The 12,670-nt window shown below is 71.6% G+C and carries 12 protein-coding genes; 9 read left to right on the forward strand and 3 right to left on the reverse strand.

All coding sequences use genetic code 11. The annotated features are described in order from the left end of the window. Positions 1 to 3 precede the first annotated feature (3 nt). Positions 4 to 1,797 (forward strand): MFS transporter, encoded by a 1,794-nt coding sequence (locus tag HJ588_RS11390; RefSeq protein ID WP_246241808.1) that lies wholly within the window; start codon positions 4 to 6, stop codon positions 1,795 to 1,797. 40 nt (positions 1,798 to 1,837) lie between these two features. Here HJ588_RS11390 and sepH read toward each other — a convergent pair whose 3' ends face one another. Then, entirely contained in the window at positions 1,838 to 3,250 is a 1,413-nt protein-coding gene (gene sepH / locus HJ588_RS11395; protein WP_171155038.1) for a septation protein SepH, read from the reverse strand. A 171-nt stretch (positions 3,251 to 3,421) separates the two neighbouring features. Here sepH and HJ588_RS11400 point away from each other — a divergent pair, with 171 nt between their 5' ends. The 6 genes from HJ588_RS11400 to HJ588_RS11425 all read left to right on the forward strand — a co-directional run bounded on the left by HJ588_RS11400 (position 3,422) and on the right by HJ588_RS11425 (position 7,711). Further along, positions 3,422 to 4,657, forward strand: a complete 1,236-nt coding sequence (locus tag HJ588_RS11400) for a ferrochelatase (protein WP_171155040.1) — start codon at positions 3,422 to 3,424, stop codon at positions 4,655 to 4,657. A gap of 4 nt (positions 4,658 to 4,661) precedes the next feature. Then, a complete protein-coding gene (locus HJ588_RS11405; protein WP_343036678.1) occupies positions 4,662 to 5,501 on the forward strand; it encodes an inositol monophosphatase family protein in 840 nt (279 codons plus the stop codon). Positions 5,502 to 5,677: 176 nt separating this feature from the next. After that, entirely contained in the window at positions 5,678 to 5,977 is a 300-nt protein-coding gene (locus tag HJ588_RS11410; RefSeq protein ID WP_171155043.1) for a DUF4193 domain-containing protein, read from the forward strand. Positions 5,978 to 5,994: 17 nt separating this feature from the next. Further along, complete coding sequence (dut, locus tag HJ588_RS11415; protein ID WP_212755429.1) at positions 5,995 to 6,432, forward strand: dUTP diphosphatase; 438 nt, start codon at positions 5,995 to 5,997, stop codon at positions 6,430 to 6,432. Between the two features lie 33 nt (positions 6,433 to 6,465). Beyond that, on the forward strand, positions 6,466 to 7,335 hold the full coding sequence (locus HJ588_RS11420) for a DUF3710 domain-containing protein (RefSeq protein WP_343036679.1): 870 nt from the start codon (positions 6,466 to 6,468) through the stop codon (positions 7,333 to 7,335). Position 7,336: 1 nt separating this feature from the next. Beyond that, positions 7,337 to 7,711 (forward strand): OB-fold nucleic acid binding domain-containing protein, encoded by a 375-nt coding sequence (locus HJ588_RS11425; protein ID WP_171155046.1) that lies wholly within the window; start codon positions 7,337 to 7,339, stop codon positions 7,709 to 7,711. Positions 7,712 to 7,724: 13 nt separating this feature from the next. Here the strand turns inward: HJ588_RS11425 and HJ588_RS11430 are convergent, their stop codons facing one another. After that, positions 7,725 to 8,420, reverse strand: coding sequence for a potassium channel family protein (locus HJ588_RS11430; RefSeq protein ID WP_171155048.1), 696 nt, complete (start codon positions 8,418 to 8,420; stop codon positions 7,725 to 7,727). A 16-nt stretch (positions 8,421 to 8,436) separates the two neighbouring features. Further along, positions 8,437 to 9,102: an NAD-binding protein gene (locus tag HJ588_RS11435; RefSeq protein WP_171155050.1), complete on the reverse strand. Its 666-nt coding sequence runs from the start codon at positions 9,100 to 9,102 to the stop codon at positions 8,437 to 8,439. A 112-nt stretch (positions 9,103 to 9,214) separates the two neighbouring features. Here HJ588_RS11435 and HJ588_RS11440 point away from each other — a divergent pair, with 112 nt between their 5' ends. Then, positions 9,215 to 11,218, forward strand: a complete 2,004-nt coding sequence (locus tag HJ588_RS11440; RefSeq protein ID WP_343036680.1) for an APC family permease — start codon at positions 9,215 to 9,217, stop codon at positions 11,216 to 11,218. Then, positions 11,215 to 12,552: a class I SAM-dependent RNA methyltransferase gene (locus HJ588_RS11445; protein WP_171155052.1), complete on the forward strand. Its 1,338-nt coding sequence runs from the start codon at positions 11,215 to 11,217 to the stop codon at positions 12,550 to 12,552. The genes HJ588_RS11440 and HJ588_RS11445 overlap by 4 nt, the downstream gene beginning before the upstream one ends. Positions 12,553 to 12,670: the final 118 nt, after the last annotated feature.

Below are 12,670 nucleotides of genomic sequence, written 5' to 3' on the forward strand. Positions count from 1 at the left end.
CGCATGAGTCGCGACGGTCTCTCCGGTCGGCAGCGCCGCCGCGCGGAGCGCGATCGCGCGTTCACCGAGCCTCTGCCGGACGCGTCGCGGACGCGACCCATGCCGCCCCGTCAGCACCAGGGGCCGCCGCGCACGCCGCCTGCGTCATACCCCCGGGAGCAGGGGTATGACGAGGGCGCCGCGCCGCACGGCGAATCCTCCGGCGCGCAGCCCGTCGGCGCGGCCCGCGCGGGCACCGCGAAGGCGGCCGGCCGCGGGGTGGTCCGCGGCGCCGGGGCGATGGCCCGCTTCACCGCCGCCGCGAGCAAGGGCACCGTGCGGGCCGCGCGCAAGGCGAGCGAGGCGCAGGGTGCCGGTGAGAGCGGCCTCGCCCGGCTGATCCAGGTGCACGCGTTCAGCTCGGCCGGTGACGCCGCCGTCGCGATCGGCCTGGCCGGCACCGTCTTCTTCTCGGTCTCCTCGGCGCAGGCCAAGGGGCAGGTGCTGCTCTTCCTCTGCCTGACGATGCTGCCGTTCGCGATCGTCGCGCCGTTGATCGGGCCGCTGCTCGACCGCTTCCGGCACGGGCGGCGCTGGGCGATCGGGGCGACGCTCGCGATCCGCGCGTTCCTCTGCTGGGTGCTCGCCCAGACCGTCGAGGACGGGTCGGCCTGGCTCTTCCCGGTCGCGCTGTGTGTGCTGGTCTCCTCCAAGGCCTACCTGGTGACCAGATCAGCAGCCGCGCCGCGGCTGCTGCCCGAGCAGCTGACGCTGGTGAAGGCCAACGGGCGGTTGTCCCTGGCCGGAGTCGTCGGCGCGGGGATCGCCGGCGCGCTCGCCGGCGCGGCGTCCGCGGTCGGCGGTGCGCCCTGGGCGTTGCGGGTGGCGGCGTTGCTCTTCGCGGTCGGCACGGTGCTGGCGATCCTGCTGCCGCAGCGGGTCGACTCGAGCGTGGGGGAGAAGCCCGCGCCGCTCGTCGGGCTGGCGACCGGCACCGCGTCCGGCCGCGGCATCGGCCCGGCGGTGGTCACCGCGCTGCGGGCCAACACCGGCCTGCGCTGGCTGTCCGGCTTCCTCACGATCTTCCTGGCCTTCCTGGTGCGCACCCACCCTTTCCCGGGCTGGGAGGACCGCAAGACGCTGGCGCTGGCGCTCGTGCTCGGCGCCGCAGGAGTCGGCAACTCGGTCGGCACGGTCATGGGTGCAGCGCTCAAGATCGCCTCGCCGCGGGTGATCGTGCTGGCCACGCTCGTCGCCGACGCCGTGATGGTCGTCGTCGCGGCGGTGCACTTCTCGGTGGTGACCGCGGTCGCGGTCGGTTTCGTCGCCGGTGTGGGCCAGCAACTCGGCAAGCTCGCCCTCGACTCGCAGATCCAGGACACCGTGCCGGAGCACATGCGCACCAGCGTGTTCGGGCGGTCGGAGACCCTGCTGCAGTTGTCGTGGGTGATCGGCGGCATCGTCGCCGTGGCCATCCCGACCAACGCGCAGCTGGGCATGATCCTCGCCGCGGTCGTGCTCGTCGCGTGGGCGAGCGCGGTGCTGATCTGGAATGCCGGCCGGTCGCTCCCGGTGCCGGCGCGGGTCCGGGCCGCGGCGCCGACGGGCGGTCGTGCTCGGCGGCGTCCGCGGCAGGACGACCCACACGACGTGCACCCGCAGCGGGCCGACGAGCACCACGCGTCCTACGACGTCTCCTACGAGGACAGTCGCCGCGAGGAGTTCGGCGACGAGGCGGAGACGATCGGCATCCGGCGCAGCGAGATCGCCGACCACCGCCTGCCCGGGTATGACGCCGACCGGCGCGACCGCCGCTGAACCCCGAGGGTCGGTCGCGGAAAGGTCGGACGCGGAGGGCTCAGTCGCGACCCGGGCGCCGGCCGAACATGATGTCGTCCCAGCTGGGCACGCTCGGCCGGCCCTTGCGCGCCGCGCTCGGGCGGTCCGGGATCGTGGTGCCCGTGGTGCCGTCGGAGGTGTCGTCGGTCTCGGGCTTCGACTGCTCCGCAGCGTCGGCGGTCTCGTCGTCCGCCGGCACATCGTCCTCGGCCACCTCGACGACTTCCGGCTCGGCGCCGACCGCGTCGCGGTCGTCGTCCGGGGCGATGTCGTCGACGGCGAGCGTCTCGCTCCGGCTGCCCGGGCGGCGGACGCTGTCGAAGTCGAAGTCGGCGAACATGTCGGCGGTGCCGGTCACCGGGTCGTGGCTGGGCCGCTCGGGAGCGTCGGGTGCGTCGGCTGTGGTGTCAGTCGTCGCCGCGTCCGACGACGTGGACGAAGCCGACGCGGCAGCCTCCTCCTCGCACGGGTGCGACCCGAGCGGCGGAGGCGGGCCATCGGTGTCCACCTGCGCCGGCGGCGCGGCGTCCGCCGGGAAATCCGTTGACGCAGAAGCAGATTGGCGGCCGCGGCCCTTGCGGCGACGGCCCTTGGTGCGCTCGCGCATGGCAGCCATGAGGTCGACGGTGTCGGCCTCCGCGACGCCGCCGGTGGCAGTGCCGGCCGAGGTGTCCTCGCGATCCGCGGCGCGTCCCGCCGGGTGGCTCGGGACGGCGGTCGCCGAGCTGGCGCCGCCGCGCACCGTGCGCACCTTGGGCGCGGGGGCACCGTCGAGACCGCCTTCGGCCTCGACGTCGTAGACCGACGTGTCCCGCACCGGCGTGGCTGCCTGCAGCGGGCCGGGCGACGACTCGTCCTCGCCCAGCCAGCGAGCCTCGTCGTCGACCGGAGTGAGGATGCAGGTGTCGACCGCAAACCGCCAGGTCGCCTGCCGCAAGCGGCCGCCGGCGGGGAAGGCGCACTGCACGGTCCAGTCCTGCTCGCTGTCCCGCCAGGAGTCCCAGGTCACGTCGTCGGCGGCGACCCCGCGGCCGTCCAGCCGGCGCTCGACCCGCTCGCCGAAAGTGCCCTCCTCGCCGCGTCGTGCGGCGGGGTCGGCGACCGGCACGGCGCGCGCCAGGGCGGCCACGTGGTCGCGCTCGGCGCGGATCGGCGCCTCGTAGCGGGACACCTTCTCCACGGTCCAGCCGGCGCGTTCGGCGACGTCCTCCAGCGACAGGCCGGAGCGCAGCAGCCCCTGCACGTCGCGCGGGCGCAGCTCGACCTGGTCATGCTCGGGCACGCCGGCGTCGGCGAGGGCCCGCGACCGGTCCCGGCGTATGGCGGACCGCAACTCCTCGGTGATGCGCAGTTGCGACCGCTCGCCCTCGTCGTCGACGAGCAGCAAGTGTTCGCCGTCCTCATGGACGCCGCTGAGGCGCAACTCCCGCATGTGCGTTTCTCCCAAATAGGCCTGTCGTAGCAACCGCAGACCACCATGCCACGCGGCCGCGCGCAGGCACCGCAGGGCGCGCCGGAACACCGCCGCCGACTCGTCGTACTCTTCGTGGGTAGAGACGTTCCGCGTCCACCCCTCGTCGTGCCGGAGAAGGAGCCCCGCCCCATGTCGTCGCCGATCGCCGAGCCGCCCGACGCCACCAAGGGCGGGGGTGAGGTCCCGGAGGTCACGCAGCGGCCGCAGGCCCCGGCCGACCCGGTCACCGAGGGCGCGCTCGACCCCGAGCCCACCGAGGACGAGGCCGGTCTCGCGGTCCGTCCGTACGACGCGATCGTCGTGCTCTCGTTCGGCGGCCCGGAGTCCCGTGACGAGGTGATGCCGTTCCTGCGCCGGGTGACCGCCGGACGCGGGGTGCCGGACGAGCGCCTGGAGTCGGTCGCCGAGCACTACTACGCCCGCGGCGGCAAGAGCCCGATCAACGACCAGACCCGCGCGCTGCAGCAGGCGCTGCACGCGGAGCTGCGCCGCCGCGGCATCGCCACCCCGGTGCTGCTCGGCAACCGCAACAGCGAGCCGTTCCTCGTCGACACGCTGCGGGAGGCGCAGGAGGCCGGTGCCCAGCAGGTGCTGGTCGTGACGACGAGCGCCTACTCGTCATACAGCTCCTGCCGGCAATACCGCGAGGACATCGCGGCCGCCCTTATCGAGCTGGCCGACGAGGGCCGCTCGCTCGCGGTCGACAAGATCCGGCAGTACGCGACGCACCCGAGCTTCACCCGGGTCAATGCCCGGCTGGTCACCGAAGCGGTGCGCGGCTGCGGTCAGCCCGACGACGACAAGCTGCGGGTGGTCTTCGTGACCCACTCGATCCCGGAGGCGATGGACGACACGTCCGGCCCGGGCGACGGCGAGGGCAACCTCTACGAGCACCAGCACGACGAGATCGCGCACGTCATCCTCGACGAGGCAGGCATAACCCTCGACCGCAACTTGAGCGGTGCGCTGGTCTACTGCTCGCGCTCGGGGTCGCCCGGCCAGCCCTGGCTCGAGCCGGATGTGAACGACCACCTGCGCAGCCTCGCCGCGCAGGGCATCACCGACGTGGTCGTCGCGCCGATCGGCTTCGTGTCCGACCACATGGAGGTGGTGCACGACCTCGACACCGAGGCCGCCGAGACCGCGGCCGAGGTCGGCCTCCGGATGACCCGCGTGCCGACGGTCGGCACCGACCCGGAGTTCGTGATGGGCCTGGCCGACCTGGTGGAGGAGCGGGCCGCGCAGGCCCGCGGCGAGCAGGTCGACCTGGTCGGCTGGCCGGGCGCGCCGATGCCGCCGATCTGCGCCGCCGGTTGCTGCCCCAACCTGCGCGCCTACAAACCCGCCGCCTGTGGAATGGACTGACCCCGTGGACACCACGCCCGCCCCCGACGAACTTCTCGCGCTGGAGCAACTCGCCTGCGACCTGGCCACCGAGGCCGGCCGGCTGATCGTCGACGAGCGCCCCGACCGGTTGGGTGTCGCGGCGACCAAGAGCACCGCGACCGACGTGGTGACCGTGATGGACCAGCGCAGCGAGGCGTTGCTGCGCACCCGCCTGGAGCAGCAGCGCCCGGACGACGGTCTGCTCGGCGAGGAGGGTGGCTCGCGGCAGAGCCGCTCCGGCATCACCTGGGTCGTCGACCCGATCGACGGCACCGTCAACTACCTCTACGGGCTGCCGGCGTATGCCGTCTCGGTGGCCGCCTGCGTCGGCGACGTGTCGGTGTCGGGCGGCTGGGCGCCGGTCGCGGGGGCGGTCGTCAACCCGATGACCGACGAGCTCTTCCACGCCCGGCTCGGCGGCGGCGCCCACCTCCAGCACGCCGGTCGCTCCGCGCGCCTTGCGGTGAGCGGCCAGACCGACCTGTCGCTCTCGCTGGTCGGCACCGGCTTCGGGTATGACGCCGCCAAGCGCCGCAAGCAGGCCGCGCTGGTGGGTGAGCTCATCGACCAGGTGCGCGACATCCGGCGCGCCGGCAGCGCGGCGCTGGACCTCTGCTCGGTCGGTGCCGGCCGCCTCGACGCCTACTACGAGTCCGGTCTCAACGCCTGGGACCAGGCCGCCGGCCGGCTGGTGGTCACCGAGGCCGGCGGCACCGTGGTGGGCCGCTCCGGAGGCGCGCCGGACTCCGACCTGGTGCTCGCCGGACCGCAGTCGCTGGTCGACCGGCTGGTGCCCGTGGTGGACGCCCGACCACTTGGCTGACCGCTCCGGTCCGGCACGAGCCGAGACCCCGCGTGTCGGGCGCCCGCGCCGATGGGGCACAATCGCCGCCGCTCGGGCACAAAATCGGCCGGTCTGGCGTTATTGCGCGCAAGGACATCAAACGACGCGCCCGAGCAGGCATGAGTGGGCGGACGAGGAGACGGGAAAACCAAGCAATGGCAACAGATTACGACGCTCCACGTAAGTCGGACGACGACATCGACAACGACTCCATCGAGGAGTTGAAGGCACGCCGGGTCGACAAGAACACCGCAAGCGTCGATGTCGACGAGACCGAGCAGGCCGAGGGCTTCGAACTTCCGGGCGCGGACCTTTCCGGCGAGGAACTCTCGGTGCAGGTGATCCCGCGTCAGGCGGACGAGTTCACCTGTTCCAAGTGCTTCCTGGTGCACCACCGCAGTCAGCTGGCCAAAGAGGTCGGCGGCCTGCCGGTCTGCACCGAGTGCGCGGCCTGACCGTGCAATCGGTGCGTATGCCGGTGCGGCAGCTCGATCCCGGGCTGCCGCTGCCGTCATACGCCCACCCGGGCGACGCCGGCGTCGACCTCTACGCGCGGGTGGGGGTGACGCTCGCGCCGGGACACCGGTCGCTGGTGCCGACGGGCGTCGCGATCGCGCTGCCCGACGGGTATGCCGCGTTCGTGCACCCGCGCTCCGGCCTGGCGGCGCGGCACGGCGTGACGACCCTGAACGGGCCGGGGACGGTCGATGCGGGTTATCGCGGCGAGATCCAGGTCAACCTGATCAACCACGACCCGCGCGAGTCGTTCACGATCGAGCGCGGTGACCGGATCGCCCAGCTGGTGGTGCAGCCGGTGGTCGCGGTGCAATGGCAGCCGGTCGATTCGCTTCCGGACAGTGTCCGGGGCGAGACTGGACACGGAAACAGCGGCGGCTTCGCCGGCCGCTGAGCACGACGACAAGACAAAGGGGCACAACCCATCGTGGGACTCTTCCGACGCAAGGCCAAGGACAGCGACGAGCAGACTGCCGTCCCTGCGGTCGAGGACGTCGACGCCGCCACCGATGACGACGCCGGCGACGCCGCGGCCACCGAGACGGGGCAGGCGGACGAGGTCGAGGCGCGCGACGCCGTCGACGGCGGCGCCGACGAGCAGCCCGAGGGGCGGCTGTCGCGTCCGCACGAGGTCGACCGATCGGAGGGGCCGTTCGACCGCACGGAGGTCGACGACCTCGACTCACGTCTGGACTTCGGCGCTCTCGCGATCATCCCCGAGTCGAGCATGGAGATCCGGCTCGACGTCGACGAGTCGGGCCAGGAGATCACCGGCATGACCGTCGTGCAGGGCGAATCCGCTTGCCAGCTGCAGGTTTTCGCCGCTCCGAAGAGCAGCGGCGTGTGGGACGACATCCGCGACGAGATCGCCGACAACCTGATCGGTGGCGGTGGCACCGCCGAGGAGAAGCTCGGTCCGCTCGGCATCGAGCTGCACGCCCGGATGCCCACGCGCGGCCCCGACGGTCGCACCACCTACGCGCCGGCCCGGTTCGTCGGCGTCGACGGCCCGCGCTGGTTCCTGCGCGCGGTGCTGTCCGGCAATGCCGCGATCGACGAGGCCGCGGCCGAGCCGCTGCTGGCGTTCATCCGCCGCAGTGTGGTGATCCGCGGCACCGAGGCGCGCGCGCCGCGCGAGATGCTGCCGCTGGAGATCCCGCAGGACGTCCTGGCGCAGGCCGAGCAGGCCGACGACGCCGACCCCAATGCCACGCCGGACCAGACCGGCGACAAGTCCGACACCGCCGACGACTTCAAGCCGTTCGAGCGTGGCCCGGAGATCACCGAGGTGCGTTGAGATGAGCCTGCGAACGTCGTTCGGCAAGGTGGCCGACCGGCTGACCCGGTCGGAAACCTCCCTGGAGCGGGACGAGCTGCGGGAAGCCACCAAGAAGCACGGTGGCACCCCGATCTGTGACGCGACCGACCGGTCGGTCGCGTCCTGTTGCGGGACGGTCCGCAGCGTGAGCCTGCGGCCGCGCACCGGCACGGTCCCGGCGATGGTCGTGGACCTCGATGACGGCAGCCGCACGATGAACCTCGTCTGGCTGGGCCGCCGCCGGATCGGCGGCATCGAGCCGGGCGTCTACCTCAAGGTGAAGGGCCGGGTCACCTATCTCAAGGGTGTGCCGACGATCTTCAACCCGGCCTACGAGATCAAGCAGGGCCAGTAACGCCCGCAGGGCCTCAGTCGCCGGGGGAGTGCGTGCGGATCTGGTCCGCCGGGCGCCCGGTGAGCACCGCGCCGAGCGACTGCTCGGCCTCGGGGGTTGCGAGCAGCAGCAACTCGTCGAGCGCCTCGATCGCGTCGTACGGGCTGGGCGGGATCGGCACCTCGTCGCGGATGATGCCGACCAGCACACACTCCGGCGGCAGCTCCAGCTGACCGACCGCGACGCCCACGTTGGGGCTGTCGGCGGGGACGGTGATCTCGACCATCGTGGCCTTGCCCTGCTGGAACTGGAACAACCGCACCAGGTCGCCGACGCTGACCGCCTCCTCGACGAGCGCGGTCATCAGACGGGGAGTGGAGACGGCGACGTCGACGCCCCACGCCTCGTCGAACATCCACTCGTTCTTGGGGTTGTTGACCCGGGCCACCGTGCGGTTGATGCCGAACTCGGTCTTGGCGAGCAGCGACACCACGAGGTTGACCTTGTCGTCGCCGGTGGCGCAGACCACCACCTCGCAGTCCTCCAGCCGCGCCTCGCGCAGCGTGCTGATCTCGCACGCGTCGGCGAGCAGCCAGGACGCGTCGGGCACCGAACGGGTGCGCGCCTCCTCGGCATACTTGTCGATGATGAGCACCTGGTGACCGCGCAGGATCAGCTCCCGGGCGATCGACCGGCCGACGCTTCCCGCGCCGACGACAACAACACGCATCTGACGATTCTCCTGGTCAGTCGTCGACTGGTTTGGGGGAGGTGAGCAGGTCCTCGATGTCGGCCGCCCGGTCGGTGGGCAGCATCAGGTGCAGCAGGTCGCCCTCCTGGAAGACGGTGTCGCCGCCGGGCAGCATGCCGTCGCCGAGGCGCGTCAGGTAGGCCACTCGGCCGCCGGTGCTCTGCTCGATGCGGGAGAGCGGGCTGCCGACCCAGCTCGGGTGCGGCGGGATCTCGGCGAGCATCACCTTGCCGCTGGCGTCGGTGTGCAGCGGCAGCGCGCCCTGCGGCAGCAGCTTGCGCAGCACCTGGTCGCTGGTCCAGCGCACCGTGGCCACCGTCGGTATGCCGAGGCGTTCGTAGATCTCGGCCCGGCCCGGGTCGTAGATGCGCGCGACGACGTGCTCGACGTCGAACGTCTCGCGGGCGACCCGTGCGGACAGGATGTTGGAGTTGTCACCGCTGCTGACCGCGGCGAACGCGTAGGCGTCCTTGATGCCGGCCTGGATCAGCGTCTCCCGGTCGAAGCCGACGCCGGTGACGCGGCGTCCCTCGAAAGACGGGCCGAGCCGTCGGAAGGCCGACTCGTCGCGGTCGATCACCGCGACCTCGTGGCCGTGCTTCTCCAGGCTGAGGGCGAGGGTCGCGCCGACCCGGCCGCAGCCCATGATGACGAAATACACGTCGGAAAAGTTACCGGACGTGCGGGGTCCGTCGTGCCCCGGGCGACCGCGCCGCAGACGGTGATGAACCGGCGCACCGGGAAGCGTCCCGGTCGCCGTACACTCTCGCGTTGTGTCTGTGACAGGTCGCGCGGTCAAGCGTCTCGTCGTCGGTCGCGCGATGCGCAGCGACAGGCTCGGTGAGACGCTGCTGCCCAAGAAGCTGGCGTTGCCGATCTTTGCCAGCGACGCGTTGTCGTCGGTGGCCTACGCGCCGGACGAGATCCTGCTGACCCTCGGCCTCGCCGGCGGCAGCTTCGCGTTCACCCACTCGTGGCAGATCACCATCGCCGTGGTGTGCGTGATGGCGGTGGTCGTCGCGTCATACCGGCAGAACGTGCACGCCTACCCCTCGGGCGGTGGTGACTACGAGGTCGCCACCACCAACCTCGGTCCCAAGGCGGGGCTGACGGTCGCGTCCGCGCTCCTCGTCGACTACACCCTCACCGTCGCGGTGTCGGTGTCCTCGGGTGTGCAGAACGCCGCATCCGCGGCGCCGTTCCTCCACGGGCACGAGATGGAGGTCGCGGTCGGGCTGATCGTCGGCCTGACCGCGATGAACCTGCGCGGTGTGCGCGAGTCCGGCTCGTTCTTCGCGGTGCCCGTCTACCTCTTCATGCTCGGCATCTTCGCGCTGGCGATCGTCGGCATCGTCCGCAAGCTGCTCGGCGACCTGCCGATGGCCGAGAGCGCGAAGTTCGCCCTGGCACCCCAGCCCGACATGGACACCCTGTCCCAGCTCGCGGTGATGTTCCTGCTGCTGCGGGCATTCTCCAGCGGTTGTGCGGCGCTCACCGGTGTCGAGGCGATCTCCAACGGGGTGCCGGCCTTCCAGAAGCCGAAGAGCAGGAACGCCGCCACCACCTTGCTGTTGATGGGTGCCATCTCGGTGACGATGCTCGTCTCGATCGTCACCCTCGCCAACTGGACCGGCATCAAGATCCAGGACCCGGACCGGCCGGGTGCGCTGCTGCTCGACGGCAAGCCGGTCGTCAACTACAACGAGGACACCGTGCTCGGCCAGTTGGCACACGCGGTCTTCCAGGGTTTCCCGCTCGGCGTCATCTTCGTCTCGATCGTCACCGGTGTGATCCTGGTGCTCGCCGCCAACACCGCGTTCAACGGCTTCCCGGTGCTCGCCTCGATCCTCGCGCGCGACGGGTGGCTGCCGCGCCAGCTGCACACCCGCGGCGACCGGCTCGCCTACTCCAACGGCATCCTGATCCTCGCCGGTGCCGCCACCCTGCTCGTCATCGTGTATGACGCAGAGCCCACCCGGCTGATCCAGCTCTACATCGTCGGGGTGTTCGTCTCGTTCACGGTCAGCCAGACCGGCATGATCCGGCACTGGAACCGCATGCTGCGCGACGAGACCGACCCGAGCGCCCGCAACCGGATGAAGCGCTCGCGGCTGATCAACGGCGTCGGTGCGGTGATGTCCGGCACGGTGCTGCTGGTGGTGTTGCTGACCAAGTTCACCCACGGCGCCGGCTACGCGGTGGCGGCGATGTTCGTGCTCTTCCTGTTGATGATGCAGATTCGCCGCCACTACTCCCACGTCGGCAAGGAGCTGGCGCTCGCCGAGGGCATGGACGACCAGCTGCTGCCGTCCAGGGTGCACGCGATCGTCCTGGTGTCCAAGCTGCACAAGCCGACCATGCGCGCGCTGGCCTACGCCCGGGCGACCCGTCCGTCGGTGCTGGAGGCGGTCACCGTCGACGTCGACCCGGAGGAGACCGAGGCCCTGCAGGAGGAGTGGGAGCGCCGGGAGATCCCGGTGACGCTGAAGATCATTGCGTCGCCCTACCGCGAGATCACCCGCCCGATCATCAACTACGTCAAGGCCGTTCGCCGAGACAGCCCGCGCGACGTGGTGATGGTCTACATCCCCGAGTATGTCGTCGGCCACTGGTACGAACAGCTCCTGCACAACCAGTCGGCGCTCCGGCTGAAGTCGCGTCTGTTGTTCACCCCGGGTGTCATGGTCGCGAGCGTGCCGTGGCAGCTGGACTCCAGCCAGGGCCAGGAGCAGCACCTCGACGGATTCGCCCCTGGCGCGGTCCGGCGCGGGCGATGAGCGCCCGGCAGCGAGGCCGCGGCCGGGGTGATCGCCGCCGCCCCAGAAACCGTGCGGCGCAGGGCGATTCGCTGGTCGGTCAGCGGCTGACTCTCGACATCGAGGATGTCGCGCAGGGCGGTCACTGCGTCGCCCGGCATGACGGCCGGGTCGTCTTCGTGCGCCACTCGCTGCCGGGGGAGCGGGTCGTCGCCGAGGTCACCGACGGCGGCACCGGGTCGCGCTTCCTGCGCGCCGACGCGGTCGAGATCCTCACGGCGTCACCCGAGCGCCGCCCCTCCCCGTGTGTGTATGCCGGGCCCGGTCTCTGCGGAGGCTGCGACTGGCAGCACACGTCCGCCCGCTTCGGGCGCGAGCTCAAGACCCGCGTCGTGCGCGAGCAACTGCAGCGGCTGGCCGGCATCGAGTGGGACGGCGAGGTCGAGGCCGTCCCCGGTGACGAGGAGGGCCAACGCTGGCGCACGAGAGTCGAATTCGCAGCCACCCCGCGAGGACGCATCGGCCTGCGCCGTCACCGCTCGCACGACGTGGTGCCGGTCGACGACTGCCTGATCACGGTGCCGGAGATCGCCGCCACCGGGTTGCTCGGTGAGGTGGTCGAGACCGGGGTGACCGGCGTCGACGTCGCGGTCGACTCCGCCGGCGAGGTCGTGGCGATCGATCTGCCCATTCGCCGGTCGAGTAGCGGCGGGGGGAGCGCAGCGGAGGACGCCGCACACCGAGACCCGGTGCCGAACGTTACTGAGACCGTTCACGTTGCGGGCAGGGGTGACCGTGACTTCGCGGTGTCGGCGCGCGGCTTCTGGCAGGTGCACCCGGGCGCTGCGAGCACGTTCGTCACCGAGGTGCTCGACCGGTTGCGGCCGCAGCCGGGGGAGCGGGTGCTCGACCTCTATTCGGGGGTGGGTGTCTTCACCGCCTTCCTCGCCGACGCGGTCGGCACCGACGGCCGGGTGCTCGGCCTCGAGGGCGACGCGCGGGCCGTGCAGGACGGGCAGGGCAACCTGGCCGGACTGCCGCAGGCGAGCCTGCAGCGCGCCGACATCGGCCGCGATGGCTGGCAGTCCGCGATCGACGACGGCCTCGACACGGTCGACCTCGTGGTGCTCGACCCGCCGCGCACCGGCGCCGGACGCGAGGTGATCGGGGAAATCACCGCCCGGCAGCCGCGCGCGATCGCCTACGTCGCATGCGACCCGGCCGCCCTCGCCCGCGACCTGTCCTATGCCGCGGACGCCGGTTACGGGGTGACTTCGCTGCGCGCCTTCGACGCCTTCCCGATGACGCATCACGTGGAGTGCATCGCGATCTTGTCCCGGGTGGGAGAATCGTAAGCCGGTGGACGTCGCAGACCGACCGGCGCGGAGTTAGGTTCACCTTCGCTGACTGCCGCTGGACCCCTGTGATTCACTTATCTTGACGTCAAGATAAAATGCCTGGTGAAGCAGAGAG

Origin of the sequence: Flexivirga aerilata (assembly GCF_013002715.1) — a bacterium.
Lineage (GTDB): Bacteria > Actinomycetota > Actinomycetes > Actinomycetales > Dermatophilaceae > Flexivirga > Flexivirga aerilata.